Below are 25,479 nucleotides of genomic sequence, written 5' to 3'. Positions count from 1 at the left end.
CGGCCGCCGCGGACGCGGGTCAGCGACCTGCCTCGTAGCTCCCCGCCGCCGGGGCGGCGCGAGTGCCCCACACCTGCGGGCCGCCGGGCGGGGGAGGGGCGCTTCGCCCGCCCGGGGTGCCGGCGTCGCCCGGAGCAATTATCGTGGTGCCCGTGACTAGGAGAACGAAGATCGTCTGCACGCTCGGGCCGGCGGTGGCCTCCCAGGAGGGCATCGACAGCCTCGTGAGCGCGGGCATGGACGTCGCCAGGATGAACTTCTCGCACGGCAGCCACGAGGAGCACGCCCAAAACTACCGGTGGGTGCGCGACGCCGCCGGGCGGTTTCGGCGCTCCATCGGCGTGCTCGCCGACCTGCAGGGCCCGAAGATCAGGCTCGGCACCTTCGCCACGGGCGAGGCCGACTGGCGAGACGGCGAGGTCGTTCGGATCACCACCGACGACGTCGAGGGCAGCCACGATCGCGTCTCCACGACGTACAAGAAGCTCCACGAGGACGCCCGCCCGGGCGATCATCTCCTCATCGACGACGGGAAGGTCGCCGTCGTGTGCCGCGCCGTGGAGGGCACCGACGTCGTCTGCGAGGTCACCGAGGGCGGGGTCGTCTCCGACCACAAGGGCGTCTCCCTGCCGGGGATGAAGATCTCCGCGCCGGCGCTCTCCGAGAAGGACCGCGAGGACCTGAAATTCGCGCTCGAACTCGGCGTCGACCTCGTCGCCCTGTCCTTCGTCCGCTCGCCCGAGGACGTCGACGAGGTCCACGAGGTCATGGACGAGGTGGGCCGCCGCGTGCCCGTCATCGCGAAGCTCGAGAAGCCCGAGGCCGTCGACGCCGTCGAATCCATCGTGCTCGCCTTCGACGGGATCATGGTCGCCCGCGGCGACCTGGGCGTCGAGGTGCCGCTCGAGGAGGTGCCCGTCTTCCAGAAGCGCGTCATCCAGATCGCCCGGGAGAACGCCAAGCCCGTCATCGTCGCCACCCAGATGCTCGACTCGATGATCACGAACTCGCGCCCCACCCGCGCGGAGGCCTCCGACGTCGCTAACGCCGTGCTCGATGGCACGGACGCCGTCATGCTCTCCGGGGAGACGTCCGTTGGCGTGAACCCCACCAACGTCGTGGCGACGATGAGCCGCATCGTCCGCCAGGCCGAGCGCGATGGGGTCGTGCCGCCGCTGTCGCACATCCCGCGCACGAAGCGGGGCATCATCTCCTACTCGGCGCGCGATATCGCCGAGCGGCTCAACGCCCGCGCGATCGTGGCGTTCACCTCCTCGGGCGACACGGCCCGCCGGGTCGCTAGGCTCCACTCGCGGCTCCCGCTTATCGTGTTCACCCCGGACGACAGCGTGCGCGCGCAGCTCTCCGTGACGTGGGGCGTGCAGACCTTCCCCGCCCCGGAGGTCGTCTCCACCGACGAGATGATCGGCGTCGTCGACTCCGCGCTGCTCAAGGCGGAGGACTATCAGCGCGACGACATCATGGTCATCGTCGCCGGCACCCCGCCGGGAGTGCCGGGCAACACGAACATGATCCGCGTCCACCAGCTCGGCGAGGCGGACTAGGACCACCTGCCCGGGCTCGGTTCTCCCGGGGCCGTGGCGCGAGGCGGCGCCCTGCGGTATGCGTTGACGTAGAGGTCACCGGCGAGACGACAACGAGGAGGACCCGATGCCGCACGCCAACGCACCCTTGACGGCCGCCGGGCGCGCCCGGCTGGTGTCCCTGGTCGTTGACGAGGACTACTCGCTGCGCCGGGCGGCCAAGGAGTGCGGCGTGTCGCCGACGACCGCCTATCGGTGGGTGAAGCGCCACCGCGAGGGCGCGAACCTGGAGGACCGCTCCAGCAGGCCGAACAACTGCCCTCACCAGCTCACCGAGGAGCAGGAACAGAGAATCGTGGCGATCCGCCAGGAACGGCGCTGGGGGATGTTTCGCATCGCCCGGGAGGTGGGCGTCGCGACCTCGACGGTGGAGCGGGTTCTGAAGCGCCGCGGCATGCCCACGCGGCTGTAGCGCCGCTCGCGGCGCCGTATTCGGCCTGCGCGGCGGAGTTCGTCGGGTCGCCGCGGGACGATTGGCCCGGCACGCGCTCGCTCGCGCGAGCCTGAGGAAGCTCGGATCGGTCCCGGACGCGACGACAGCGGCACATCCACGGTAGGGGCCGGCGGGGCGGGCGTGCTCATCGTCAGCCACGACCCCGGGGTCGTAGGCCAGGCCGACCGCATCATCCCGCTGGACGCGTCGGTTGGCTAGTTGCTGGGCGCGGGGCGGCGGCGCAGGTAGGTCAGGCACGCCGCGGCGCCGGCGCGCACCGCGGAGTTGATCGACGGCTCGTAGTCGGGCAGGTAGGTCGACGTGTGGTTGACCGGCACGTCGGTGTCGACGGTGCCGTTGGCCTGGGCGCGATCCCACTGCTCGGCGGGGGTGCAGCCGATGAACCAGTACATGTACGGAGCGTTGAAGGCCCGGGGGATGTGCGAGAAGTCCTCCGAGGCGGTGCTGCGCGTCGCGGTGACGGAGTTCGCGCCGAACACGTCGTCGAAGATGGGGCGCACCCGGCTGAAGACCTCCGGGGTGTTGTCGGTGATCTCCCCGTGGGCGAAGTACTCGAAGCGGGGCTTCTCCGGGCAGCCGGAGGCCTCGCACTCGGCGGCGACGACCCTGCGGATCGCGCGGTAGAGGCGCCGCTTGACGTCCTCGTCGTAGAAGCGGCAGTTGAGCACGAGCTCAGCCTCGCCGGGGATGGTGTTGTTCGTGTTGCCCGAGCGGAGCGTGCCGACGGTGACGACGGCGAACTCGTTGGGGTCGATCTCGCGGCCGACGATCCCCTGGAGGCGCACGACGATCATCGCGGCGACGAAGGTCGGGTCGATGCCCTTGTGCGGCATGGAGCCGTGTCCGCCGCGTCCGGTGATGGTGATGCGGATCGAGTCGCAGCCGGCCATCTGCCCGCCGGGCATGGTCTGCACCTCGCCGGCGCGGCCGGGCATGACGTGCTGGCCGAAGCACACGTCGGGGGCGGGGATGAGGTCGGCGAGCCCGTCGGCGATCATCGCGTCGGCGCCGCGGCTGTTCTCCTCGGAGGGCTGGAAGAGCGCGACGAACGTGCCCGACCACGCCTCGCGGGCCTGGTCGAGGGTGGCGCACACCCCAAGCAGCGCGGAGGTGTGCAGGTCGTGGCCGCAGGCGTGCATGACCGGAGAGGCCGAGCCGTCGGGCAGCGCGACGACCCTCGTCGACTGGAAGGGGAGCCCGGTCTCCTCCTTGACGGGCAGCGCGTCGAAGTCGGCGCGCATGAGCGCGGTGGGCCCCTCGCCGTTGCGGAAGATGCCCACGAGCCCGAAGCCGCCGATGCCGGTGATGATCTCGCAGTCGAAGCGCTGGAGCATCTTCTCCACGCGCGCCGCGGTGCGGCGCTCCATCCCGGAGAGCTCCGGGTTCTCGTGGAGGTCCTCGTAGAACGGCCGAAGAAAGCCGAGGTCCGGGGTGTGGGTGGCGATGAGTTCCGCGATGGTGGTCACGGGGCTCCCGCCGGCGGGTCGCGGGGTGGAAAGGCTCATATCTCCCACCACTATAACGAGGCCTTCCCAGCCGCCCCGGACTTAGCTAAGGTGAGCTTCATGTCTGCGATTCATTTCGACGTGCTCGTGCCGCGCGGCCAGGCGCAGCCGCTGGGCGAGGTCTTCGCCACCGCGGGGAAGAAGCTCCGCGCCGCGCGGCACGCCGACGCCGTCGAGACGAGCCGCACCGAGCTCGACGCGGCCGGCCCGCTCGCGAAAGAGCTCTCCCGGGTCTACGAGGACGAGCACGACGGCCGCGCCCTCGAGGATGCCTCCCTGCAGCGCTACACGCTGTCGCTGCGCGGCTTTGGGGGCTCGCTCAACCAGCTGGCGATGGCGCTCTCCAGGCTGCTCACCCCGCCGGCGCAGCTGCCCGACGACCGGGTGCTGCGCGAGAACGAGCGCAGCTTCGAGGTGCCGGCGCTCTACCCCTGGACCGTGGCGATCGAGCGGTAGGCCTCGCCGAGCCGCCGCCCCGCGCGGCGCAGCTGCTCCTCGACACCCACGCCCTCCTCGAGCGTCTCGGCGAGCGCGCCCTCGGGCAGCAGCCCCTCCGGGATCCGGCCGGCCGCGACGCCGAGGCGCGCGACCGCGCCGCGGGCGAGCTCCGCGACCGCGCCGAGGACCTTCCCGCGGAAGGACTGCTCGTCGACCGTGCCCTCCGCGGTGACGACGAGGTCCGCGCCCGCGATCTTTTCTTTCAGCCCCTGGGCGGCGGCGACCGCGGCCGCCCCGGGCAGCACCTCGACGTGGCCGAGGTCGCCGTAGATGAGGCGGCTGAGCCACGCGATCCCGACCGGGATCGCGCCGGCCGCCCCGTAGCCGGGGCGCTCGGGGTCGACGTCGAGGACCCGGCAGAGGTGCGCCAGCGACTCCTCGAGGAGCTCGACGTCGGAGGCATCGGCGCCCTTCTGCGGCCCGAAGCCGCGCGCCGCGCCGTTCTCGCCGGTCACCGGGGCGGTGACGTCGGCGAGCAGCACCCAGTCCACCCCGGCGGCGGGGATATTGAGCTGGGCGGTGTCGATGTGCTCGATGGCCTTCAGCCAGCCCCCGCCGTGGGGCACCGGCGCGCCGGACGCGGCCTGGGGCGCGGCGCCGAGCGCGGCGAGGATGCCCGTGCCCCCGTCGAGCGTGGCGCTGCCGCCCAGCGCCAACACGATCCTTCTCGCGCCGCGGGACTGGGCGTCGGCGACGAGAACCCCGGTGCCGTACGTGTCGCCGGTGAGCGGCACCGGCGAGTCCTTGACCTGCGGCAGCCCGGAGGCCGCGGCGACGTCGATGTGGGCGGTGCGCGACTCCCGGTCGAGGAAGTAGGTCGCCTCGGTGAGCCGCCCGGCCGCCGTCGTCGTCGGCAGGGTGATCGGCTCCCCGCCGAGCAGCGCGGCGGTGCCCTCCCCGCCGTCGGCCATGGGGGCCAGGGCGATCTCCGCGTCGGGCAGCGCCTCGCTCAGCCCGGCGGCGAGCCAGCGCGCGGCGTCGGGGGAGGAGGCGGTGCCCTTGAGCGAGTCGGGGGCGACGACGATGCGGGGAGAGTGCTTCACGGGCGCCCATTGTGCCACGCGGCGCCAGTCTCGGACGCCCCTTCCCCAGCGGGAATCCGGGGAGGTCCACCATGCCCGTATCAGTGGCGTCCGCCGCATTTGTCTGCACGGGCGGGCCGCATAACTGTATAGTGGTGAGCGGCCTAATGAAGGCGAGGGCGCGAAGCGTTCTGGGTCGATCCGCTTACTCGTCGCGAGTCGATGAGCGTCGCCGATTATCATTCGGAGTTCCGAGGAGGAAGAAACCGATGTCACTGGAATCGTCCATCGAAGAGCGGGTATCCCGATACTACGATCTGCTGCTCAAGCGCAACGCAGGGGAGCCCGAATTCCACCAGGCGGTCGCCGAGGTCCTCGACTCGCTCAAGGTCGTCCTCAAGCAGGACCCGCACTACGGCGACTACGGCCTCATCCAGCGGGTCTGCGAGCCGGAGCGCCAGCTCATCTTCCGGGTGCCCTGGGTCGACGACAACGGCGAGGTTCAGGTCAACCGCGGCTTCCGCGTCCAGTTCAACTCGGCGCTCGGGCCCTACAAGGGCGGGCTGCGCTTTCACCCGTCGGTCTATCTCGGCATCATTAAGTTCCTGGGCTTCGAGCAGATCTTCAAGAACTCGCTCACCGGCCTTCCCATTGGCGGCGGTAAGGGCGGCTCGGACTTCGACCCGAAGGGCAAGTCCGAGGGCGAGGTTATGCGCTTTTGTCAGTCCTTTATGACCGAGCTGTTCCGCCACATCGGCGAGTACCGCGACGTTCCTGCCGGCGACATCGGCGTCGGCAGCCGCGAAATCGGCTTCCTGTTCGGTCAGTACCGCCGGCTCACCAACCAGCACGAGTCCGGCGTGCTCACCGGCAAGGCGCTCGAGTGGGGCGGCTCGCTCGTGCGCACCGAGGCCACCGGCTACGGCGCCGTCTACCTCACCGAGGAGATGGTCAAGGCCAAGGGCTTCTCCTTCGACGGCGTGAAGGTCACCGTCTCCGGCTCGGGCAACGTCGCGATCTACGCCGCGAAGAAGGCCCAGGAGCTCGGCGCCGAGGTCGTCGCCATGTCCGACTCCTCCGGTTGGGTCTCCACCCCGGGCGGCGTCGACGTCGAGGCGCTGCGCGACATCAAGGAGAACCGCCGCGAGCGGATCTCCGCCTACGCGAAGGAGGTCGACGGCGCCGAGTTCCACGAGAACGGCTCGATCTGGTCGCAGCCCTGCGACATCGCGCTGCCCTGCGCGACGCAGAACGAGCTCGACGCCGAGGACGCGTGCACCCTCGTGAAGAACGGCTGCCGCTTCGTCGCGGAGGGCGCGAACATGCCCTCCACCCCGGAGGCCATCGCCGTCTTCAAGCAGGAGGGCGTCTCGTTTGCGCCGGGCAAGGCCGCCAACGCCGGCGGCGTGGCGACCTCCGCGCTGGAGATGCAGCAGAACGCCTCGCGCGACAGCTGGGACTTCGAGTACACCGACGGCCGGCTTCAGGCGATCATGAAGAACATCTTCCGCACGATCGACGAGACCTCGAAGAAGTACGGCCACGAGAACGACTACGTGCTCGGCGCGAACATCGCCGGCTTCACCAAGGTCGCCGACGCGATGCTCGCCCAGGGCGTCGTCTAAGCCCTTAGAACCCCAAGGTTTTTCGGCCCCGGCCGGGGACACCCCGGCCCCGGCCCGGACCGCCCCGCGTCCGCGGCGCCGTCGACTGGTTCGACACGCCGCGGCGCGGGGGCGTTCGGGCAGGTAGCGGGCGAGATAGGATCGATCTATGTATCGCGTGTTTGAAGCCCTCGATGAGCTCGTGCGGATGGCCGACGACGGCTTCGGGGTCCCGATGACCTCGAACTGCATCGTGCCCCGCAACGAGATGCTCGCCCTGCTCGACGACCTGCGCAACTCCCTGCCCGTCGAGCTCGACGACGCCCAGGACGTCCTCGACCGCCGCGACGAGGTGCTCCGCGACGCGGAGACCCGCGCCAAGGAGCAGCTCGACGACGCCGAGAGCGAGGCGGAGGAGACCCTCACCCGCGCCCGCGAGGAGGCCGAGGGGCTCGTCTCCGACGCGGAGGCCCGCGCCTCGTCCACGGTGCAGAGCGCCGAGGAGGAGGCCGACGACATCGTCGCGCGCGCCCACCGGGAGGCCGACCGGCTCGTCGCCGACGGCAACGAGGCCTACCAGCAGAGCGTCAACGAGGGGCTCGCCGAGCAGAACCGTCTCGTCGCCGAGTCCGAGGTCGCCCGCCGCGCGAACGAGGAGGCCCACCGCGTCGTCGACGCCGCGCACGCCGACTCCAAGCAGCTGCGCCAGGAGTGCGACGACTTCGTCGATAACAAGCTCGCCGAGTTCGAGGAGACGCTCTCCAACGTGCTGCGCACGGTGACGAAGGACCGCCAGGCGCTGCGCCGCGGCGCGGGCGCCGGCGGGCGCGAGTACCGCTACCGCTCCGAGGAGCGCGGCGAGCGCTAGAGACCCGGGCCGCCGGGTGTAGACTCCGGCGGTAGATATGGCTTCACCATTTGTGTTCGACGTCAGCGCGCTGCTCCGCGAGGGCGCCCAGCCGGAGACCCAGACCCGCCGAGGGGCCGCGCCGAGGCGCATCGGCGCGGAGATGATCGCCATCCCCGAGGGGGAGGAGGTGGAGGTCTCCGCGGTGTTGAGCCCGGTGGGCTCCGGGGTGCTCGTCGACGCGGACCTCACCGCGATGCTCAAGGGGGAGTGTTCGCGCTGCCTCGCGGAGCTCAACTGGGAGCGCAGCTACCACGTCTCGGAAATGTTCCTCAGCCCCGGCGAGAGCCTCGGCGGGGACGAGGCCGACGACGAGGCTGACGAGCCGCCGGAGGTCGTTGACGACGAGGTCGACATCACCCAGGCCGTCACCGACGAGGTGGGCCTCGACCTGCCGTTCAACCCGGTGTGCGAGGGCGGCTGCGAGGGCGAGGCGCCCGCCCCGGACGGGATTTCCGGGGAGGACGAGGGCGAGCTCATCGACCCGCGGCTCGCGGACCTGGAGAAGTTCCTGTGAGCAAGAAGAACCGCCCCACCGGCGAGGAGGCCCTCGCCGAGGCGTACGCGATCATTGACCACGCCCCGCTGCGCGAGCGCCTCGGCGTGGATATCGACGACGGGCTGCTCGCTAGGGCGCTGACGCACCGCTCGTTCGCCAACGAGCACGGGGGCCTGCCCAACAACGAGCGCCTCGAGTTCCTGGGCGACGCGGTCCTGGGCCTCACCGTCGCCGCGGAGCTCCTCGAGCGGCACCCGGACGCCACCGAGTCGACGATCTCGAAGATGCGCGCCTCGGTCGTGTCGGGCTACGCGTGCGCGGACATAGGCCGGCGCATCGAGCTCGGCCAGCACCTCCTGCTCGGCCGCGGGGAGCTCGCCTCCGGGGGCCGCGACAAGGAGTCCATCCTCGCCGACACCGTCGAGGCGCTGCTCGGCGCGGTGTACCGCCAGCACGGCTTCGCGACGACGAGGCGGGTGATCCTCGACCTCTTCGCCCCGCTCATCGACCAGGCGACGTCGAAGAGCCGCCGGGAGGACTGGAAGACCGTGCTCCAGGAGCACGCCGCGGCCCACGGCAAGGATCTGCCTGCCTACGACACGACCGCCACCGGGCCCGCCCACGACCAGACGTTCACCGCGGTCGTGCGGCTCGGCGAGGAGGAGCTCGGCCGCGGCGAGGGCCACAACAAGAAGCTCGCCGAGCAGGCCGCCGCCCGCGAGGCGTGCCGCGCGCTGGGCGCCGGTGCCTGAGCTCCCCGAGGTCGAGGTCGTGCGCCGCGGGCTCGCCTCCCACGTCGTCGGAGCTGCCTTCGACTCCGCCGAGGTGCTGCGCGCGCGCTCCAACCGCGGCCAGGACGGGCCGCTCGAGCCGCTGCTGCGCGGCCGGAGCGTCACCGCCGCGCGGCGCCGCGGGAAGTACCTGTGGCTGGAGCTCTCCGACGGGCGGGCGCTGTTCATTCACCTCGGGATGAGCGGCCAGCTGCGGGTCCAGCCCGCCGACACTCCTCCGGGGAGGCATACCCGCGTGCGCCTCGGGATGACGGGGGCTGCAGGAGGGCGCTTCTTCCTCGACTTCGTCGACCAGCGCACCTTCGGGCGGCTGCTCGCCACGGGGATGGAGGGGGCGGTTCCCGCCCCGGTCGCGCACGTCGCGCCCGACCCCTTCGAGGAGTCCTTCGACCCCGTTGAGGTCGCCCGGACGATCCGGAGGAAGCGTTCGGAGATCAAGCGCGTGCTCCTCGACCAGCAGGTGGTCTCGGGGATTGGGAATATCTACGCCGACGAGGCGCTGTGGGCGGCAAAGATCAGGCCCACGAAGAAGGCGACGACGCTGCGCCAAAAAGACGCGCTGCGCCTCCTCGATGAGGCGCGCGCCGTCATGGGCCGCGCGCTTGAGGCCGGCGGCACAAGCTTCGACGAGCTCTACGTCAACGTCAACGGTGAGTCTGGCTACTTCTCCCGCAGCCTCAACGTCTACGGCAGGGCGGGGGAGCCCTGCCCGCGTTGCGGCACCCCGATCACGCGGGTGCAGTGGACCAACCGCTCCTCGCACTACTGCCCGGCCTGCCAGTAGGGGCTGCGGCCGGCCGGCGGCGCGCCGGCTGGCAAGCTCCCGCCCCGCGCGACCTTGGGGGCCGGGCGGGGCGGGGAAGGTGTCTCCGAGCGGCGCTTGTGCTTAGAGCGCGTGGGAGGCCGCGACGGCGATGCCGCCGTCCTCGGTCTTAGCCACGGTGGCGCTGACCCGGTAGACCTCGCGGAGCATCGCCGAGGTGACGACTTCCCCCGGGGCGCCGTGGGAGTGCACCGCCCCGTCACTTAAGACCACGACCCGGTCGGCGAAGCGCGCCGCGTGCCCGAGGTCGTGGACGGCGACGACGACGGTGGCGGGCGCTCCCACCGCGAAGTCGCGGATGCGTCCCATGAGAATGAGCTGGTTGCGCAGGTCGAGCGCCGAGGTCGGCTCGTCGAGCAGCAGCACCTGAGGATGGCGGACGGTGGCCTGCGCGAAGCCGACGAGCTGGCGCTGCCCGCCGGAGAGCTGCGCCATGGTGTGCGCCGCGAGCGGCGCGAGCCCTAAGTCCTCGAGCACGACCGCGACCGCGGCGCGGGACTCCTCGCTCACGCGCAGCCCCGCGAAGCCGCGCAGCGACTGCTGCCTGGCGAGCAGCACCGACTCGAAGACCGTGAGAGAGCTCTCCGGCGGGGGATCCTGCGGCAGGTAGAGGGCCTCCGGGCCGCTAACGGAGCCGGAGTGTCTCTCGATGCCGGCGATGCAGCGCATCAGAGTCGACTTCCCGGCCCCGTTGGGGCCGACGAGCGCGGTGACCGTGCCGGGGTGAAGCTCCGGGAGGGTCACGTCGCGCAGGATCGGGCTTCGCGAGTAGGACAGCGACACCGAGGAGACCTGCACGGGGCGCGGGTCGCGCCCCGCCGGGGGCTCGGCCGCGGCGGCGCGTTCTACGTGTTGGGTGGTGGTCGTGGCGGTCATCGCTTCTCCAGTCGTCGACGTCGGAAGGGGAATGAAGAAAAACGGGTTGTGGTGGGGCCCGCCCCGCCGGCGGGAGCCGGATCGGCAGGGCGGGGAAGAGGGGCGGCTAGTGCCAGTTCTTCTTCCGGTTGCTCATGATGATGACCATGAACACCGGCACGCCGACGATCGCGGTGATGATGCCCACCGGCAGGATCACGCCGGGCTGGATCAGCTTCGAGACCATCGACGCGCCCGTGAGCAGCACCGCGCCCGCGAGCGTCGAGGCGCTCAAGAAATAGCGCTGGTCCTCGCCGACGAGGATGCGGGCGACGTGCGGGCCGATGAGCCCGATGAACCCGATCGTGCCGGCCATGGACACCGCGGTCGCCGCCATGAGCGAGACCCCCACCAGCGCCAGCGCCCGGGAGCGGTCGACGTTGACCCCCAGCGCGCGGGCCCGGTCGTCGCCCATCCGAAACGCCGTGAGCGTCCACGAGTGGCGGTAGAACAGCGCCAGGCAGCACGCGGTGATCGCCGCGAGCAGCGCGATCTGCGACCAACTCGCGCGGGTGAGCGAACCCATCGTCCAGAACACCACCTGCTGCAGCTGCATCTCCGAGGCGACGTACTGCATAAGAGCGAGCAGCGCGTCGAAGAGGAACACGATCGCGATGCCCAGAAGGATCATCGACTCCGCGCCCGAGCCGCGCAGCCTAGAGAAGACGAGGATCACCGCGCACGCGAGGACCGCGAACGCCCACGCGCTGCCCGCCATGCCCAGCGCCGCGCCCAGCGAGGTCGCCGCGAAGCCGGTGACCGTCACTAGCGCCGCGCCGAAGCTCGCCGCCGCCGAGATCCCCAGCGTGTAGGGCTCGGCGAGCGGGTTGCCGAGGATGGTCTGCATCTCCGCGCCGGCCGCGGCGAGCGCCCCACCGATGAGCACCGCGGTGACCGTCATGGGAAGCCGGATATCGAAGACGATCTGGTGGTCGATGGCGCGCGCCGCGCCGGGGTGGACGAGGGTATCGACCGCCTCGCTGGCGCTCAGCGCCCCGCTGCCGATGAGGAAGTCCGCGCACGCGCACGCCACGAGCAGCGCGGCGAGGCCTAAGACGACGAGCAGGTTGCGCCGCGACTTGGTGCGATACCACGCGCTCGTCGCCGACGTCGCGTCGGGCTTCGCCGCCGCGCCGGGCGAGGCGGCGGACCTCCTGCCGGTCAGCGTCACGACAGGCCCGTCCAGAACGTGCCCTCGGCCTCGATGGGCAGGAACTCCTCGTGGAGCTCCTCGAAGTCGGCCTGCGGGTCGAGGTCCGCGAACAGCTCGGGGTGGATGGCCTTAGCGAACCACTCCATCGCGAGGAAGTTATACGGCGAGTTGTAGAAGTGGTGCCAGGCGGCAAACGCCCGGCCCTCTTTCACCGCGTCGAGCTCCTTGATGCCCGGCTGGTTATCGATCGCGCTTTTCAGGTCCTCCTTCGCCTTGTCGGCCGGCTCGTCGTAGCCGAGCGGCACATAAGAGCCCTCCTTAAATTCGGAGTTCGCCGGGCCCCAGTTCGCGCCGGTGAGCAGGAGGACCTCCGGGTTCGCGTCGACGACGGCCTCCGGGGAGACCTCGCCGGCGTTGATATCGGGCAGGAGATCGTCGCCGATGTTGTGGCCGCCGACGAAGTTGACGATCTGCGAGAGGTTCGAGTCCGAGAACGTGCCGCAGCAGTCGCCGTTGCCCGCCGCGCGCCACAGGAACGTGTCGACCGGCTCGGGCTTCTCCTCCTTGAGGCGGTCCGCAACGGCGGACTTCTTCGCCTCGTAGAAGTCGACGAAGCGCTCGGCGTTGTCCTCCTGGCCGAAGAGCTCGCCCATGAGCTCGATGCTCGGCACGGTGTGGTTGACCGGGTCGAGGAAGAAGTCGATCGCCACCGTGGCGACCCCCGCCTTCTCCAGGGTGCCGACGAGGCCCGCCTCCTCGGCGGAGTCGAACTTGTCGGCGCTGACGACGAACACGTCCGGCTCGAGCCCCAAAAGCTCCTCGGGGTCGATGTCCTCGATCTTGCCGATCGTGGCGATGTCCTCGATCTCGGGGAACTTCTCGCGGTACTTGTTGTAGGCCTCGGGATCGTTGCGCTTCATGTCGTCGGGCCACGCGGCGATGCCGTCGAGCGGCTCGTCGGGGTTGAGCACCGCGGTGGTGTAGAGCATGCGCTGGCTGCCCAGTGCGGCGTGTTCCACCGTGGCCGGCACGGTCACCTCGCGGCCGAGGATATCGGTGATCGTGCGGGTGTCGCCGTGCTCCGCCCCAGCGGAGCTCTCCGGGGCGCCGGGGGCGGGCTCCTCGCCGCCGCTGCACGCGCCGGCGAGCAGCAGCCCGGAGGCTGCGAGCGTCGCGACGAGCGGGCGGATAAGCCGCCTCGCGGCGCGGGAACCGGGTGATACCGCGGCGATCAACTGGGACATGACGATCCCTTTCTTCTCGGTGGACAGGCATTAAATCTGCGACGACGCCCGCCGCAGAACGTCGGGAAGCCTAGGACCGCCTAAAGATGATCACAAGGATGCACTTCGCTCATACACCCAAAAGTGGTAAGTCTACCCTAGTCAAAACTAATGCGCGGGAGCCGCGGCTTGCCGGCGCGGCCTCCGGGTTTCCCGCACCGGGGCCGGTCGAGGCCGGCTGAGAAGGCGCCCTCGGGCTCGATGGGCAGGAACTCCTCGTGCAGCTCCTCGATGTCGGCCTGCGGGGCCGAGGTCTCCGAACAGTTCCGGGTGTGGCCGGCGGATCCCGTCTCGGTGTAGAGCTAGGGCATAACCATCCATTGCTCGTGCGCGAGCAGGTCCTGCAGCTGGCACAACTGCGATCGCAGGGCCGTATGAGGCCTCAGTGTGCTCACCAGGCGGTGTGCGGAGGGACGATGGTCTCCCCACCCCTACGAGGCACTAACGAGGCGATCGAAACCGCCGGGGAGAAGTCTGCCTGCCGCGACTTATCCTCCAGGCCGGCGCGGTCGAGCGGTTGGCGCCGGGGTCAGTCTTCCAGCCTGGGCATCGGGCTAGCTGTAGTTAATGCCGTGGATGGGCGTGCCGTGGGATGCCTGAGCGGTCGTGGCTGTGGGTTGGTGTCACGGCGGCGGACAGGAAAGACCCCTCGGGTGACGTCGAGGGGTGGACGCGTTGTGCCGCGTCGTGTAGACACCGTGGCGGGCGCGGCGTGAGAGGGAGGTTATGACTCGCCGCGATCGGCGTCTTTCCTTTCCTTGCGCTCCTGCCACTCGATCCTGGATGTGGGGATGAGTGCGATGACGGCGCCCAGTGCCGCCACGATGACGCATCCGAGCGGGGTGAAGTCCCATTCGAGGATGTTAAAACCGTCGGGGTCCTTCTCGCCCATCCAGTCGAGGATGTGGGGTCCGAACTGCGATCCTGCCCAGTACAGGGCGATTCCTGCGATCGCACCGAGCGCGGAGTTGATCACCAGCCACTTTTTGTAGGGGGTATTCTTTTCGATCTTTTTAACCATGGTGATCCTTTTCGTTGATTGATGTGGAGGGGTGGGTGGAGCGCTTGATGGGGTGAATGAGATGTTATCTGGAATGGCGGTGAAGTAGCTGTGGTTCCTGGCCTCGGCGCTGGGCTATTGGGGCGAATGGCGGCGGGGAGGAAAGACAGATGGCGCGGCTCCAGTGGTGCTCGCGAGCGGCCGTGTGGAGACACGCGGCGCGGCGACGCGCGGGGGTGGCGGGTCTCAGTCTAGAAGGGCGCCACAGTTATCGATCACGTCCTTGACGTTAAGCACCTTGTTGAGGGCCTTTCCGGCTTCCTCCCCGAGCCCCTTCTCAAGAACCGCGAGCGCTCCTTGCGTGGTCTTTTCCTTGAGGGCGTCGACGACCACGCTGGCCAAGTCGGTCACCCCGCCGGCGAGCTCGATGAAGGTGATGATGTTTTTGCCGGGATCGCGATGGACAGGGCGCTGGCGAGCGCGGTGATGCAGCCCTTGGCGTTCTCGTAGGTGAGCTCCCGCGTCTGCCGCATCCGCTCGATGAGCCGGTTAAGGGCTTCGGTAACCCTCGGGGAGTCTGTGGGTTGCCCCTGGAGTTCGGCGGGCAGGCTGAGGTATGCGTTGACGATGCGCTGCAGTTCGACGGCAATGGCGGTGGCTTCGGTCGAGAGACCCTGCCGTTCGCTCTCGAAGGCAACCGCGTCGAGATCCTTGTATCGGAGGGCTTCGGAGGTGTGCTGGGGCGCCGTCGCCTCGGGGGCGGCGTGGGCTGTGCCGCTGGCGGGTCCGGCAGCGATAGCGCCTGCGGTGAAGACGGTGACCGCAACGATCGTGGCGGAAACCTTGGCCGGGATGGCGCGCATCTGAGTTCCTCGCTCAAAGAAGTATTCGATGTGATCTCAAGCATAAGCATCCGTCAACGGTGATGCGCATGGTTGCAAGTGAAATGTTGTGAAAATCTGGGCTAACGGTCAGTGTCGGGGAGCTCCTAAATGGAACGTTGCGTGGCCCCCTTTCGGACATGGCCGGGAGGGCGGGCGTCGAGACCGGTCGTTGGGTAGGTGGGGGTAGGCCCGGGTGGCTGGTGGATTACTGCGCGGGTATGCGCCGCGGGTGACATGTCTGGCCGATCCTCACGGGAGAACCGTGCGTGCCTGCCGGGTGCTTTCTCCGCGTAGACCGACGCTAGCGAGCCGTGATTCCTAGGCGCAGTGCGCCGTTGGTTTCGCCATCCCGATGCCCGTGAGGGGCGGACCTTCACCTCGGCCTGCAATTCCCGGACGTCCCCCCACGGCTCGGTCCGCGTGTCGATAATCGCGGCCGCGAGCGGCTGGGACATGGCGGTCCCCTTCTTCATGACGGGCGGGTTGGCGCCCGCGGCGGAAATCACCGCGGGGCAAGAATAGGCAAAGCGTGGCCTAAGCTTCGTGCAGGGGTGCGGTACCGGCCCATCCGAGCTCGGCAAGCCGCCTCGGAACGAAGTTCACCCGGGGCGGTGGGAGAGACGTGGGCACCGGGCGTGTAGCCCTCGGCGCGCTGGCCGGCCAATTCTCCTCGGGGTCCGCCTGGCGGCGCTCGCGGCGGTTCCTGGGGACCAGCCAACGAGATCGGGGTGAGCGCGATGGCCGAGGAGCGGGAGCGTGGCCAGGGGCGGATGAGGGCTTACTCGGCGATCGCCGAGCAGCTCTCGGCGACGCTCTCGGCGAGCGCGCCGCCGGTCTGCTCGCCGGCGGTCTCGCTCAGGATGACCCGCGCCTCGTCGGCGCTCGTCGCGCGGAGCGCGTCGACGAGAGCGCGGCCCAGCTCGGTGGCGCCGCCGGCGTTCTCGATGGCGGTGAGGATATTCGCGCCCGGCAGCGCCTCGGGCAGGGCGTTGGCGAAGCCGGTGGCGCACCACCTGGCCTTCTTGAAGGTCAGCTCGCGGGTCTGTCGCACGGAGACGACGATCCGCTCGACGGCGGCGGTGACCTCCGGGGAACCCAGCGGCAGGTCCCTGACCTCCTCGGGAAGCCCGGCGTAGCCGTTAACGATGCGCTGCAGCTGGCCGGCGACGGCCTCCTGTTCGTCGGTGAGCCCGGCGGCCCGGGCCTCCCGGTGGAGGTCCTCAACGTCGCGGTAGGCGAGCGCGTCCCCGGGGACGGCGGGCGCGGCGGTCTCGGTATCCGCCGGGAGGGGCGCCTCGGCGGGGGCGGCGGTGGCGACGGGGAGCGCGGCGGTAAGGGACACGGCCGCCGCGGCGGCGAGGGCGGTAAGCGAGCGCACGATACCTCCAATAAGTCGGAAATTATGAACTAAATCCAACGGTATCGGCGCGTTGAGAGGACCTCAATGGAAAAATGGTAACAATTCCGTAACGCATTTCCCTATGAAAAGCTCCCGTCGCCGTGCCCGAGACAGGCCGGGCAGGCACGGGCGCCCGCGGCGCCACCCCCGGACGCGACCCGGCCCCGGCGGCATGCGAGGAGCCGTCGGGGCCGGCCCGGGAGGTAATAACTCTGTGGCCGTGCTCTCCGGCCGGGATCGCCTAGTGGGCGACGGGCTTGGCCATCCCGATGCCGGTCAGCGAGCGGACCTCCATCTCGGCCTGGAGCTCCCGGAAGTCCTCCTTCGGCCCGACGAGCGTGCCGATGATCGCGGCGGCGAAACCGACCGGGATCGCGACGATGCCGGGGTTCTCCAGGGGGAAGAACGCGAAGTCCACGCCCGGGAACAGGGAATCCTCAGAGCCGGAGACCAGCGGGGAGAAGACGATGAGCAGGACGGTTACCGCGGTGCCCACCGACATGGAGGCGACCGCCCCGGTGGTGGTGAAGCGGCGCCAATAGAGCGAGAAGAGGATCGTCGGCAGGTTCGCCGCGCCCGCCACGCAGAACGCCAGCGCCACGAGGAACGCGACGTTTAAGTCCATCGCCCCGATACCCAGCGCGGTGGAGGTCACGCCGAGGACGACGACCACGAGCCGGGAGACGCGCACCTGCTCGTCGCCGCTGGCGCGCCCGCCGCGGAAGACGGGGTTGTAGAAGTCGCGCGCCACCGACGCGGCGGCGGTGATCGCCAGGCCCGCGACGACCGCGAGGACAGTGGCGAACGCGATCGCGGAGACCAGCGCCATGAAGATCGGCCCGGCGAGCTCCTGGGCGAGCAGCAGCGCCGCCGAGTTGGAGCCGCCCGGGGCTGCCTCGATGGCCTCGGGGCCGACGTAGGCGGCCGCCGCGAAGCCGAGCAGGATCGTCACGAGGAAGAACCCTCCGATGAGGGCGACCGCCCACGCCGCGGAGCTGCGCGCCGCGCGCGCGGTGGGCACCGTGTAGAAGCGCATCGCGACGTGTGGCAGCGCCGCCCCGCCGAGCAGCAGGGTGATCGCCAGCGAGACGAAGTCGATCCTCGACAGGGTCGACTCCCCGAACTGCGCCCCGGGCGCGAGGAAGCCCCGGTCCCCGCCGTGCGCGTCGACCGCGAGGTCGAGGAGCTCGGAGACGTTGCCGCGCACCATGGTGAGGATGATGACGCCCATGACCGCGACGCAGCCGAGCAGCAGCACGGCCTTGAGCATCTGGATGAACGTCGTGCCCTTCATCCCGCCGATAAGGACGTAGATCGTCATCACCGCGCCGATCGCGGCGACGAGCAGCGCCTGCGCGGTGCGGTCGTGGACGTCTAAGAGCACCGCGACGAGCGAGCCCGCGCCGGCCATCTGCGCGACGAGATAGAACAGCGAGAACACCAGCGTGACGACCGCCGCGCCGACGCGCACCGGCTTCTGCTTCAGCCGGAAGGCGAGCATGTCTGCGACGGTGAAGCGCCCGACGTTGCGCAGCGGCTCCGAGGTGAGCAGCACCGAGAAGATCCACGGCACGAAGAAGCCCACCGAGTAGAGCAGCCCGTCGTAGCCGAACGTCGAGATCGAGCCAACCACCCCGAGGAACGCCGCCGCGGAGAGCGCGTCACCGGTGATCGCCAGGCCGTTCTGCCGGCCGGTGAAGCCCGCGTCGCCGGTGTAGAAGCCGGCCGCGGTCTTCGAGGTGGTTCGCCCCGCGCGCAGCACGAAGACGAAGGTGATGAGGATGAAGGCGAGGAAGACCGCGAGGTTGAGGATGGGGTTCGCGTCGCTGTGGGCGTCGGGGCTCATCGCTGATCCTTTCCGGCGGGCTCGGCGGCGGCGCGCACGGCCTCGATCTTGGGGTCGATGCGGGAATTCATGAACGCGATATATCCCGCGGTGATGGCGAAGGTCGTGACGAACTGCCCGACGCCGAGCACGACGCCGAGGTTGATGCTCCCGGCGACGGGCGTGGCGTAGAGCTCGGGGGCGAACATGGCGCCGACGGCGTAGCCGACGAACCACAGGCCGCCGACGATCGCCAGCGGGATGCAGAAGCCGCGCTTGGCGCGGCGCAGCTCGCGAAACTGCGGGGAGCCGTCGAGGGCGACGTAGTCGACCTCGGCGGGAGGTGCGGTGCTCATGGGTGTGACGTCCTTCTTGGTGGTTGATCTGTGGTGTGTGGGTGCGCCGGCGCGCCGCTCGGGCTCTGGTGCCCGGGTGGGCCGGCGACCCGGGCGGGACTAGTGGGCGATGGGCTTCTCCACGCCGATGCCGGTGAGCGAGCGGACCTCCATCTCCGACTGCAGCGCCGGGTCCCTCTCCGGCTTGGAGAGCAGCGTGCCGACGATGCCGGCGATAAATCCGGCGGGGATGGCGACGAGGCCCGGGTTGGCCAGCGGGAAGAACGCGAAGTCCAGGTCCGGGAGGATGGAGGTCTCCCGCCCGGAGACGACCGGGGAGAGGACGATGAGCACCAGCGAGACCGACAATCCGGTGATCATCGAGCTCACCGCGCCGGTTGTGGTGAAGCGGCGCCAGTAGAGCGAGTAGAGAATCGTCGGGAGGTTCGCGGCCGCCGCGATGCAGAACGCCAGCGAGACGAGGAACGCGACGTTTTGGTTCATCGCTCCGATGCCGAGAACCGTGGCGGCGATGCCGATGACGACGACGGTGATCTTCGAGACGCGGACCTGCTCGGCCTCGGTCGACTGCCCGCGGCGGATGACCGAGTCGTAGAAGTCGCGCGCCACCGAGGCCGAGGCGGTGATCGCCAGGCCCGCGACGACCGCGAGGACGGTGGCGAACGCGATGGCGGAGATGATCGCCATGAAGATCGGCCCGCCGAGCTCCAGGGCGAGCAGCGGGGCGGCCGCGTTGGGCCCGCCGGGCGCCGCGGCGATCCTCTCGGGGCCGACGAGCGCCGCGGCGCCGAAGCCGAGGAGCAGGGTGAGCGCGTAGAACCCGCCGATCAGGGCGATGGCCCAGGCCACCGATGTGCGCGCCGCGGTGGCGGTGGGGACCGTGTAGAAGCGCATGAGCACGTGCGGCAGGCCCGCCACACCCAGTGGCAGGGTGATAGCGAGCGAGACGAAGTCGATCTTGCTGAGCTCGTTGACGCCGTAGATCGCGCCGGGCTTGAGGATCGCCTCGTCGCCGCCGTGGCGCTCGACCGCGAGGCGGAGCAGCTCGGAGAGGTTGCCCTTGACGATCACCGCGATGAGGATGGCGATGAGCACCACGGAGCTGCACAGCAGCACGGCTTTAATGATCTGCACGTAGGTCGTACCCCGCATGCCGCCGATGAGGACGTAGAGCGTCATCACCGTGCCGACGACCGCGATGACGAGCGCCTGGGTGGTCTGGTCCTGGATGTCGAGCAGCACGGAGACCAGCGCGCCCGCGCCGGCCATCTGCGCGACGAGGTAGAGCAGGGAGACCAAAAGCGTGGCGACGCAGGCGGCCATGCGCACCGGGCGCTGCTTGAGGCGGAAGGAGAGCACCTCGGCCATGGTGTAGCGCCCGGTGTTGCGCAGCGGCTCCGCGACGAGGAGGAGCGCCACAAGCCAGGCGACGAAGTAGCCGATGGAGTAGAGGAAGCCGTCGTAGCCCGACAGCGCGATCGCGCCGACGACGCCGAGGAACGCCGCCGCGGAGAGGTAGTCGCCGGCGATGGCGATGCCATTCTGCGTCCCGGAGAAGGACGCGCCGCCGGTGTAGAAGCTCGAGGCGGTGTTCTGGGTGCGCCGGCCCGCGAGGACGACGACGCCCATGGTGATGACGATGAAGCCGATGAACACCGCGAGGTTGAGGGCGGGATTGCCCGCCTCGGACTGGGCGAGGTAGCTCGTGCTCATCGGGCCTCACCCGCCACCTGGGCGCGGATCGCGGCCTGCTGGGGCTCGACGCGCCTGTTCGCGAAGCGCATATAGGCCCACGTGATGAGGAAGGTCGTCGCGAACTGCGCGAGGCCGAGAACGATCCCGACGTTGACGTAGCCGAAGACCGAGACGGCGTAGAGGTCCGGGCGGTAGATCGCGAGGATCGAGTAGCCGTAGAACCACACGAGGCCCAGGGCGGTGACGGGGAAGGTGAAGGACTTGATCGTCGAGCGCAGCCGGCGGAACTCCGGGCTGTGCTGGATCGCGACGTAGTCGACCGCGGGCGGCGACACGTCCGAGTACGAGACGGTCATGGCTGTTCCTTTCGGGGATGCATCGAGCCAATGAACTGCGCGGAATAATACACAGATTCGTGACCTGTTAGACATCTCCCCGAAAGGGTGAGGGGGTAGGCTACCCCCTCTTTGCCTCGGCGAGGCCCGGTGGGGCTAGGAGCTCAGCTCGCCCGGGCGGTCGACCGGGCGCAGCGAGCGCAGCTGGGTGACGTGCTCGGGGGTGAGCTCGTCGACCGAGGAGACCTGCAAAAGCCGCATCGTGCGGCGCACCTCCCCGGCGAGGATCTCGATGGCGCGCTCCACGCCCTTCTGCCCGCCGGCCATGAGCCCGTAGAGGTAGGCGCGGCCGACGAACGCGAAGTCCGCGCCGAGCGCGAGGCTCGCGACGATGTCGGAGCCGTGCATGATGCCGGTGTCGACGAAGATCTCCGCCTCGTCGCCGACGGCCTCCGCCACCGAGGGCAGCAGGTGGAAGGGCACCGGCGCTTGGTCGAGCTGCCGGCCGCCGTGGTTGGACAGCCAGATGCCGTCCACGCCCAGGTCGGCGAGCCGCTTCGCGTCCTCGAGGGTCTGCACGCCCTTGACGACGATCTTGCCGGGCCAGCGGCCGCGGATCTCCTCTAAGTCGTCCAGGTCGATGGTGGGGTCCATCGCCTTGTCGAGGAGCTCGCCGACGGTGCCGCCGGTGCTGGTCAGCGACGCGAACTGCAGCTGCGGGGTGGTCACCAGGTCCATCCACCAGCGCGGCCGAAGCGCCGCGTCGACGACGGTGCGCATCGTCAGCTGCGGCGGGATGGAGAACCCGTTGCGCGCGTCGCGGGTGCGGTTGCCGGCGACGGGGGTGTCCACCGTGAAGAGCAGCGTGTCGAAGCCGGCCTTGTAGGCCCGCTCGGCGAGCGCGTAGGAGACCTCGCGCTCCTTCATGACGTAGAGCTGGAACCAGCGGCGCACGGCCGGCGCGGTCGCGGCGACCTCCTCGGGCGAGGCGGTGCCCAGCGTGGAGAGGCAGAACGGGATGCCCGCGGCCTGCGCGGCGGTCGCGCCGGCGTACTCGCCCTCGGTGTGCATGAGCCGGGTGAAGCCGGTCGGCGCGATGCCGAACGGCAGCGCCGACTCCCCGCCAAGCACCGTGGTCGTCGTGTCGAGCTTCGAGACGTCCGTGAGGATCTGGGGGTGGAACTCGACGTCCTCGAAGGCGCGGCGCGCCCGGTTGAGCGAGATCTCCCGGTCCGCGGAGCCGTCGGTGTAGTCGAAGACGGCCTTCGGCGCGCGGCGCCTCGCGAGCCGGCGCAGGTCGTCGATGGACTGGGCGGCGGCGACGCGGGCGGCCTGCTGGTCGAGGGCCGGCTTCTTTAACCGGATGAACTCGAGGAGCTCCTTGGGGCGGGGGACCTGGCGTCGCACCAGACGGGACATGGGTGCCTCCTTGAACAACGGAGAAACGGAACAGAAACATAAACCTAGCCGGACCGGGCCCCGCGGGGTGAGTCCCGCCACCAGAGCTGCCCCGTCCGGGGGCGGCTCACCCCCGCCGCCCGTGGTGCCCGCGCCGGGCGCTTCTTCAGCCCGTGACGGGGCGCGCTCCCAGCCGGGACTAAGAGAAAACTCATTCGCCCCCTACAATGCCCGGCATGGACCAAGTCACCGCGGTGATCGACTGGATCGCCAATAACTTCCTGTGGGCCATCCTCGCCTGGGTGCTGCTCGCCGCCGGCATCTTCTTCTGCGTCCGCACGGGGGCGGTCCAGTTCCGCTTCTTCGGGCAGATGTTCCGCGCCGTGACGGAGAAGACCGACCGCACCGAGACCGCGCCCGAGGGCGACCGCGACTCCGAGGCGCGCCGCCGCCGCTTTAGCGGCCGCGGGGGGTTGAGCTCGTTTAAGTCGTTCACGATCTCCGCGGCGTCGCGGGTGGGCACCGGCAACATCGCCGGCGTCGCGCTCGCGATCAGCGTCGGCGGGCCGGGCACGATCTTCTGGATGTGGATTATCGCCATCGTCGGCGGCGCGACCGCGTTCGTCGAGTCGACGCTCGGGCAGCTCTACAAGTCGAAGAGCGGCGGCGAGTACCACGGCGGGCCCGCGTTCTACATGTCGCGGGGCTTAAGGCTCGGCTGGCTCTCGCCCGTCTTCGTCGTCGCGATCGTTCTGACCTACGGCTTCGTCTACGAGGCGATCCAGACCAACTCGATCGTCGAGGCGGTGTCCTACTCGATTGGCCGCGACACCGTCGAGGTGCGCATCATCATCGGCCTGGTCATCGCTCTCATGACCTCCGTGGTGATCTTCGGCGGGCTGCGCCGCATCGCCAACGTCACGCAGGTCATCGTGCCGTTCATGGCGGCGATCTACATCGCCATCGGCATCCTCGTCGTCGTCGCGAACATCGACAAGGTCCCCGACATGTTCGCCACGATCGTCGGCTCCGCGCTCGGTTTCAAGGAGATCGCCGGCGCCTCGATCTGGCTGGCGTTCACCAACGGCATGCAGCGCGGCCTGTTCTCCAACGAGGCCGGCCAGGGCTCGGTGCCCAACGCAGCCGCCACGGCGACGGTCTCCCACCCGGCGAAGCAGGGCCTCGTGCAGACCCTCGGCGTGTACTTCGACACGCTGCTCGTCTGCAGCATCACCGCGTTTATCATTCTCCTCTCCGGCGCGCCCGTCGTCGGCGAGCCGGAGACCTCCACCCTGACGCAGAGCGCGCTCGCCGCGACGACCGGGGAGTGGGGCGCCCACGCGATCACCGTGATCCTCTTCTTCCTCGCGTTCTCCTCCGTGCTTGGCAACTTCTACCTCGCGCAGGCGAACCTCGAGTACTTCACCGAGTCGCACCGCATCCACACGTTCTTCCGCGGCTTCGTCGTCGTCGCCGTGTTCCTCGGCGCGCTCGGTTCGATCCCGCTGGTCTGGGCGCTCGGCGACATGTTCGCCGCGACGATGGTCTTCATCAACCTCGTGGCCATCGTGCCGCTCGCCGGGGTCGCCGTGCGGCTCTTGAAGAACTACCGCGCCCAGAAGAAGGCCGGCCTCGACCCCGTCTTCCACCGCTCGATGATGCCCGACCTGAAGGGCATCGAGTGCTGGGACGGCACCGACGAGGCGACCTTCGACGGCGAGGAGCGCGCCCGGGTCATGAGGGAGCGCGGCATCGAACTCGCGTAGCGTGGGCGCCATGACTGCCAAGCACCGCCTCACCGCGTTCGTCACCGGCCACGTCCAGGGTGTGGGCTTCCGCTGGTGGACCAAGAGCCAGGCCAAGGAGCTCGGCCTGGCCGGCTCCGCGACGAACCTCGACGACGGGCGGGTCCTCGTCGTCGCCGAGGGCGACGAGGAGGCCACCGGCGAGCTGTTGCTCCGCCTCACCGAGACGACCAGCCGCACCAACCGGCCCGGCCGCGTGGATGCCGTCGTCGACCAGTGGGGCGAGCCCAGAGGCGAGGAGGGCTTCGTCGAACGCTAACCCTTAAGGCCCCGGCGGGCGGCACCGGCCGCACGCCGGGGCTTTGGCGTACCCGCACCCGCCCGCGTGGCCCAGGCGCGCGGGCGCGCGCGGCGGGGATTGCTAGGATGAGGCGGCTATGCATCTCACCGCGCTGACGCTGAAGGGGTTCAAGTCCTTCGCGTCGACCACGAGGCTCAAGCTCGAGCCGGGCATCTGCGCGGTGGTCGGCCCCAACGGCTCCGGCAAGTCCAACGTCGTCGACGCGCTCGCCTGGGTGATGGGCGAGCAGGGCGCCAAGACCCTGCGCGGCGGGAAGATGGAGGACGTCATCTTCGCCGGCGCCGGCGGGCGCAAGCCGCTCGGCCGCGCCGAGGTGACCCTGACGTTCGACAACTCCGACGGGCGGCTGCCCGTCGACTACGCGGAGGTCTCCGTCACCAGGCGGATGTTCCGCGACGGGGCGAGCGAGTACGAGATCAACGGCGCCAAGGCCCGGCTCATGGACGTCCAGGAGCTGCTCAGCGACTCCGGCATCGGCCGGGAGATGCACGTCATCGTCGGCCAGGGCAAGCTCGCCGAGATCTTGGAGTCCCGCCCGGAGGAGCGCCGCGGCTTCATCGAGGAGGCCGCCGGCGTGCTCAAGCACCGCCGCAGGAAGGACAAGGCCCGCCGCAAGCTCGCCGGCATGCAGGCCAACCTCGACCGGCTCCGCGACTTGACCGGGGACCTAGAGGAGCGGCTCAAGCCGCTCGCCCGCCAGGCGGAGGCCGCCACCAAGGCGCAGCGCATCCAGGCGGAGCTGCGCGACGCGAGCCTCAAGGTCGCCGCCGCGCGCGCCGGGCGGGCCCGCGGCCGCCTCGAGGAGGCCGAGGCCGAGCACGAGCGCCTGAGCTTGGAGGCGGAGCGCGCCCGCCGCTCCCGCGAGGAGGCCGCCGACGCCCACGAGGCCGCAGAGAGCAGGCTCCAGGCCGTCGGACCCGAGGCGGAGCGTGCCCAGGAGCTCTTCTACCGCTTCTCGGCTCTTTCCGAGCGGGTCGCCGCGACCCGCCGCGTCGCCGCCGAGCGCGCCCGCGCGGGAGAGGGCGAGGAGCCCGCGCCGGGCCAGGACCCCGAGGAGCTGGAGGCGGCGGCGAAGCGCGCCGATGCCGAGGACGAAGAGCTCGCCGAGGCCGTCGACACCGCCGCGGAGCGCCTCGAGGCGGTGCGCGAGGAGCTCGCCGAGCGCGAGGACGCCGCCCGGGAGGCCGAGGAGCGCCGGCGCGCCGCGGCCCGCGCCGCCGCCGATCGGCGCGCCGGCGCCGCCCGCCTAGAGGCGGAGGAGGAGCAGCTCGCCGCACAGCTCGAGTCCCTCAGCGGCGAGGAGAAATCCGCCCGCGAGGCCAGGGCCGAGGCCGCCCGCGCGAGCTCGAGCGCCGCCGCGGAGCTCGCCGAGGCCAAGGACCGCCTCGAGGCGAGCGCCGCGGGCCGTGCGCCGCTCGTCGAG

Annotated in this window: 25 protein-coding genes; 11 read left to right on the top strand and 14 right to left on the bottom strand. The window is 70.2% G+C overall.

Annotated elements, in window-relative coordinates; translation table 11 throughout:
* Positions 1-152 precede the first annotated feature (152 nt).
* Together pyk and HMPREF9719_RS01035 are read left to right on the top strand one after the other, a co-directional pair.
* Complete coding sequence (gene pyk, locus HMPREF9719_RS01040) at positions 153-1,565, top strand: pyruvate kinase (RefSeq protein ID WP_081586428.1); 1,413 nt, start codon at positions 153-155, stop codon at positions 1,563-1,565.
* A gap of 106 nt (positions 1,566-1,671) precedes the next feature.
* Positions 1,672-2,016: a helix-turn-helix domain-containing protein gene (locus HMPREF9719_RS01035; RefSeq protein ID WP_004600098.1), complete on the top strand. Its 345-nt coding sequence runs from the start codon at positions 1,672-1,674 to the stop codon at positions 2,014-2,016.
* 236 nt (positions 2,017-2,252) lie between these two features.
* On the opposite strand, the gene HMPREF9719_RS01030 is transcribed toward HMPREF9719_RS01035, so the two are convergent.
* Positions 2,253-3,563 (bottom strand): amidohydrolase, encoded by a 1,311-nt coding sequence (locus HMPREF9719_RS01030; protein ID WP_004600097.1) that lies wholly within the window; start codon positions 3,561-3,563, stop codon positions 2,253-2,255.
* Positions 3,564-3,623: 60 nt separating this feature from the next.
* Here HMPREF9719_RS01030 and HMPREF9719_RS01025 point away from each other — a divergent pair, with 60 nt between their 5' ends.
* Entirely contained in the window at positions 3,624-4,019 is a 396-nt protein-coding gene (locus HMPREF9719_RS01025) for a hypothetical protein (RefSeq protein WP_004600096.1), read from the top strand.
* On the opposite strand, the gene HMPREF9719_RS01020 is transcribed toward HMPREF9719_RS01025, so the two are convergent.
* Positions 3,989-5,104, bottom strand: a complete 1,116-nt coding sequence (locus HMPREF9719_RS01020; protein WP_004600095.1) for a glycerate kinase — start codon at positions 5,102-5,104, stop codon at positions 3,989-3,991. The two genes, HMPREF9719_RS01025 and HMPREF9719_RS01020, sit on opposite strands and share 31 nt — an antisense overlap.
* A gap of 248 nt (positions 5,105-5,352) precedes the next feature.
* Here HMPREF9719_RS01020 and gdhA point away from each other — a divergent pair, with 248 nt between their 5' ends.
* The 5 genes from gdhA to mutM all read left to right on the top strand — a co-directional run bounded on the left by gdhA (position 5,353) and on the right by mutM (position 9,668).
* Positions 5,353-6,708: an NADP-specific glutamate dehydrogenase gene (gdhA, locus tag HMPREF9719_RS01015; RefSeq protein WP_004600094.1), complete on the top strand. Its 1,356-nt coding sequence runs from the start codon at positions 5,353-5,355 to the stop codon at positions 6,706-6,708.
* Positions 6,709-6,856: 148 nt separating this feature from the next.
* Positions 6,857-7,555 (top strand): DivIVA domain-containing protein, encoded by a 699-nt coding sequence (locus HMPREF9719_RS01010; protein WP_004600093.1) that lies wholly within the window; start codon positions 6,857-6,859, stop codon positions 7,553-7,555.
* 37 nt (positions 7,556-7,592) lie between these two features.
* Positions 7,593-8,111: a YceD family protein gene (locus HMPREF9719_RS01005; protein ID WP_004600092.1), complete on the top strand. Its 519-nt coding sequence runs from the start codon at positions 7,593-7,595 to the stop codon at positions 8,109-8,111.
* Positions 8,108-8,845: a ribonuclease III gene (gene rnc / locus HMPREF9719_RS01000; RefSeq protein ID WP_004600091.1), complete on the top strand. Its 738-nt coding sequence runs from the start codon at positions 8,108-8,110 to the stop codon at positions 8,843-8,845. Before HMPREF9719_RS01005 ends, rnc begins: the two co-directional genes overlap by 4 nt.
* Positions 8,838-9,668: a bifunctional DNA-formamidopyrimidine glycosylase/DNA-(apurinic or apyrimidinic site) lyase gene (mutM, locus tag HMPREF9719_RS00995; RefSeq protein WP_004600090.1), complete on the top strand. Its 831-nt coding sequence runs from the start codon at positions 8,838-8,840 to the stop codon at positions 9,666-9,668. Before rnc ends, mutM begins: the two co-directional genes overlap by 8 nt.
* A gap of 102 nt (positions 9,669-9,770) precedes the next feature.
* Here the strand turns inward: mutM and HMPREF9719_RS00990 are convergent, their stop codons facing one another.
* The 12 genes from HMPREF9719_RS00990 to HMPREF9719_RS00940 all read right to left on the bottom strand — a co-directional run bounded on the left by HMPREF9719_RS00990 (position 9,771) and on the right by HMPREF9719_RS00940 (position 21,971).
* Positions 9,771-10,583 (bottom strand): ABC transporter ATP-binding protein, encoded by an 813-nt coding sequence (locus HMPREF9719_RS00990; RefSeq protein WP_004600089.1) that lies wholly within the window; start codon positions 10,581-10,583, stop codon positions 9,771-9,773.
* Positions 10,584-10,689: 106 nt separating this feature from the next.
* Positions 10,690-11,793 (bottom strand): FecCD family ABC transporter permease, encoded by a 1,104-nt coding sequence (locus HMPREF9719_RS00985; protein WP_004600088.1) that lies wholly within the window; start codon positions 11,791-11,793, stop codon positions 10,690-10,692.
* Entirely contained in the window at positions 11,790-13,019 is a 1,230-nt protein-coding gene (locus HMPREF9719_RS00980) for an ABC transporter substrate-binding protein (protein WP_004600087.1), read from the bottom strand. Before HMPREF9719_RS00980 ends, HMPREF9719_RS00985 begins: the two co-directional genes overlap by 4 nt.
* Before the next feature lie 763 nt (positions 13,020-13,782).
* Positions 13,783-14,079, bottom strand: a complete 297-nt coding sequence (locus HMPREF9719_RS00975; protein WP_004600086.1) for a hypothetical protein — start codon at positions 14,077-14,079, stop codon at positions 13,783-13,785.
* A gap of 225 nt (positions 14,080-14,304) precedes the next feature.
* Positions 14,305-14,469, bottom strand: coding sequence for a hypothetical protein (locus tag HMPREF9719_RS09565; protein WP_004600085.1), 165 nt, complete (start codon positions 14,467-14,469; stop codon positions 14,305-14,307).
* The gene (locus HMPREF9719_RS00970) at positions 14,466-14,921 is read right to left on the bottom strand and encodes a hypothetical protein (protein ID WP_004600084.1); all 456 of its coding nucleotides are present in this window, start codon (positions 14,919-14,921) and stop codon (positions 14,466-14,468) included. Before HMPREF9719_RS00970 ends, HMPREF9719_RS09565 begins: the two co-directional genes overlap by 4 nt.
* Positions 14,922-15,720: 799 nt before the next feature.
* A complete protein-coding gene (locus HMPREF9719_RS00965; protein ID WP_004600083.1) occupies positions 15,721-16,320 on the bottom strand; it encodes a hypothetical protein in 600 nt (199 codons plus the stop codon).
* A gap of 262 nt (positions 16,321-16,582) precedes the next feature.
* Positions 16,583-18,187, bottom strand: coding sequence for a solute symporter family protein (locus tag HMPREF9719_RS00960; RefSeq protein ID WP_004600082.1), 1,605 nt, complete (start codon positions 18,185-18,187; stop codon positions 16,583-16,585).
* The gene (locus tag HMPREF9719_RS00955; RefSeq protein ID WP_004600081.1) at positions 18,184-18,522 is read right to left on the bottom strand and encodes a DUF485 domain-containing protein; all 339 of its coding nucleotides are present in this window, start codon (positions 18,520-18,522) and stop codon (positions 18,184-18,186) included. Before HMPREF9719_RS00955 ends, HMPREF9719_RS00960 begins: the two co-directional genes overlap by 4 nt.
* A gap of 99 nt (positions 18,523-18,621) precedes the next feature.
* Entirely contained in the window at positions 18,622-20,235 is a 1,614-nt protein-coding gene (locus HMPREF9719_RS00950) for a solute symporter family protein (protein WP_004600080.1), read from the bottom strand.
* A complete protein-coding gene (locus HMPREF9719_RS00945; RefSeq protein WP_004600079.1) occupies positions 20,232-20,573 on the bottom strand; it encodes a DUF485 domain-containing protein in 342 nt (113 codons plus the stop codon). The genes HMPREF9719_RS00950 and HMPREF9719_RS00945 overlap by 4 nt, the downstream gene beginning before the upstream one ends.
* Positions 20,574-20,708: 135 nt before the next feature.
* A complete protein-coding gene (locus HMPREF9719_RS00940) occupies positions 20,709-21,971 on the bottom strand; it encodes an alpha-hydroxy acid oxidase (protein ID WP_004600078.1) in 1,263 nt (420 codons plus the stop codon).
* Positions 21,972-22,186: 215 nt separating this feature from the next.
* Between HMPREF9719_RS00940 and HMPREF9719_RS00935 the strand changes: the two genes are divergently transcribed.
* From HMPREF9719_RS00935 to HMPREF9719_RS00925, 3 genes are all read left to right on the top strand, one after another.
* Positions 22,187-23,716: an alanine/glycine:cation symporter family protein gene (locus HMPREF9719_RS00935; RefSeq protein ID WP_038075092.1), complete on the top strand. Its 1,530-nt coding sequence runs from the start codon at positions 22,187-22,189 to the stop codon at positions 23,714-23,716.
* A gap of 10 nt (positions 23,717-23,726) precedes the next feature.
* The gene (locus HMPREF9719_RS00930; protein WP_004600076.1) at positions 23,727-24,014 is read left to right on the top strand and encodes an acylphosphatase; all 288 of its coding nucleotides are present in this window, start codon (positions 23,727-23,729) and stop codon (positions 24,012-24,014) included.
* 118 nt (positions 24,015-24,132) lie between these two features.
* Positions 24,133-25,479 (top strand): AAA family ATPase (locus HMPREF9719_RS00925; protein WP_004600075.1); only part of this gene is annotated, 1,347 nt, incomplete at its 3' end.

It is taken from the genome of Corynebacterium otitidis ATCC 51513 (assembly GCF_000296405.1).
GTDB lineage: Bacteria > Actinomycetota > Actinomycetes > Mycobacteriales > Mycobacteriaceae > Corynebacterium > Corynebacterium otitidis.
The sequence above is the reverse complement of the archived record's forward strand: the minus strand, read 5'-3'. Positions and strand labels throughout refer to the sequence as shown.

Excerpts from the sequence above, each read along its gene's own strand:
- HMPREF9719_RS01035 (WP_004600098.1), top strand. The coding sequence starts at position 1,672 with ATGCCGCACGCCAACGCACCCTTGACGGCCGCCGGGCGCGCCCGGCTG.
- HMPREF9719_RS01030 (WP_004600097.1), bottom strand. The coding sequence starts at position 3,563 with ATGAGCCTTTCCACCCCGCGACCCGCCGGCGGGAGCCCCGTGACCACC.
- HMPREF9719_RS01025 (WP_004600096.1), top strand. The coding sequence starts at position 3,624 with ATGTCTGCGATTCATTTCGACGTGCTCGTGCCGCGCGGCCAGGCGCAG.
- gdhA (WP_004600094.1), top strand. The coding sequence starts at position 5,353 with ATGTCACTGGAATCGTCCATCGAAGAGCGGGTATCCCGATACTACGAT.
- HMPREF9719_RS01010 (WP_004600093.1), top strand. The coding sequence starts at position 6,857 with ATGTATCGCGTGTTTGAAGCCCTCGATGAGCTCGTGCGGATGGCCGAC.
- HMPREF9719_RS01005 (WP_004600092.1), top strand. The coding sequence starts at position 7,593 with ATGGCTTCACCATTTGTGTTCGACGTCAGCGCGCTGCTCCGCGAGGGC.
- HMPREF9719_RS00990 (WP_004600089.1), bottom strand. The coding sequence starts at position 10,583 with ATGACCGCCACGACCACCACCCAACACGTAGAACGCGCCGCCGCGGCC.
- HMPREF9719_RS00980 (WP_004600087.1), bottom strand. The coding sequence starts at position 13,019 with ATGTCCCAGTTGATCGCCGCGGTATCACCCGGTTCCCGCGCCGCGAGG.
- HMPREF9719_RS00975 (WP_004600086.1), bottom strand. The coding sequence starts at position 14,079 with ATGGTTAAAAAGATCGAAAAGAATACCCCCTACAAAAAGTGGCTGGTG.
- HMPREF9719_RS00970 (WP_004600084.1), bottom strand. The coding sequence starts at position 14,921 with ATGCGCGCCATCCCGGCCAAGGTTTCCGCCACGATCGTTGCGGTCACC.
- HMPREF9719_RS00960 (WP_004600082.1), bottom strand. The coding sequence starts at position 18,187 with ATGAGCCCCGACGCCCACAGCGACGCGAACCCCATCCTCAACCTCGCG.
- HMPREF9719_RS00955 (WP_004600081.1), bottom strand. The coding sequence starts at position 18,522 with ATGAGCACCGCACCTCCCGCCGAGGTCGACTACGTCGCCCTCGACGGC.
- HMPREF9719_RS00950 (WP_004600080.1), bottom strand. The coding sequence starts at position 20,235 with ATGAGCACGAGCTACCTCGCCCAGTCCGAGGCGGGCAATCCCGCCCTC.
- HMPREF9719_RS00945 (WP_004600079.1), bottom strand. The coding sequence starts at position 20,573 with ATGACCGTCTCGTACTCGGACGTGTCGCCGCCCGCGGTCGACTACGTC.
- HMPREF9719_RS00940 (WP_004600078.1), bottom strand. The coding sequence starts at position 21,971 with ATGTCCCGTCTGGTGCGACGCCAGGTCCCCCGCCCCAAGGAGCTCCTC.
- HMPREF9719_RS00935 (WP_038075092.1), top strand. The coding sequence starts at position 22,187 with ATGGACCAAGTCACCGCGGTGATCGACTGGATCGCCAATAACTTCCTG.
- HMPREF9719_RS00930 (WP_004600076.1), top strand. The coding sequence starts at position 23,727 with ATGACTGCCAAGCACCGCCTCACCGCGTTCGTCACCGGCCACGTCCAG.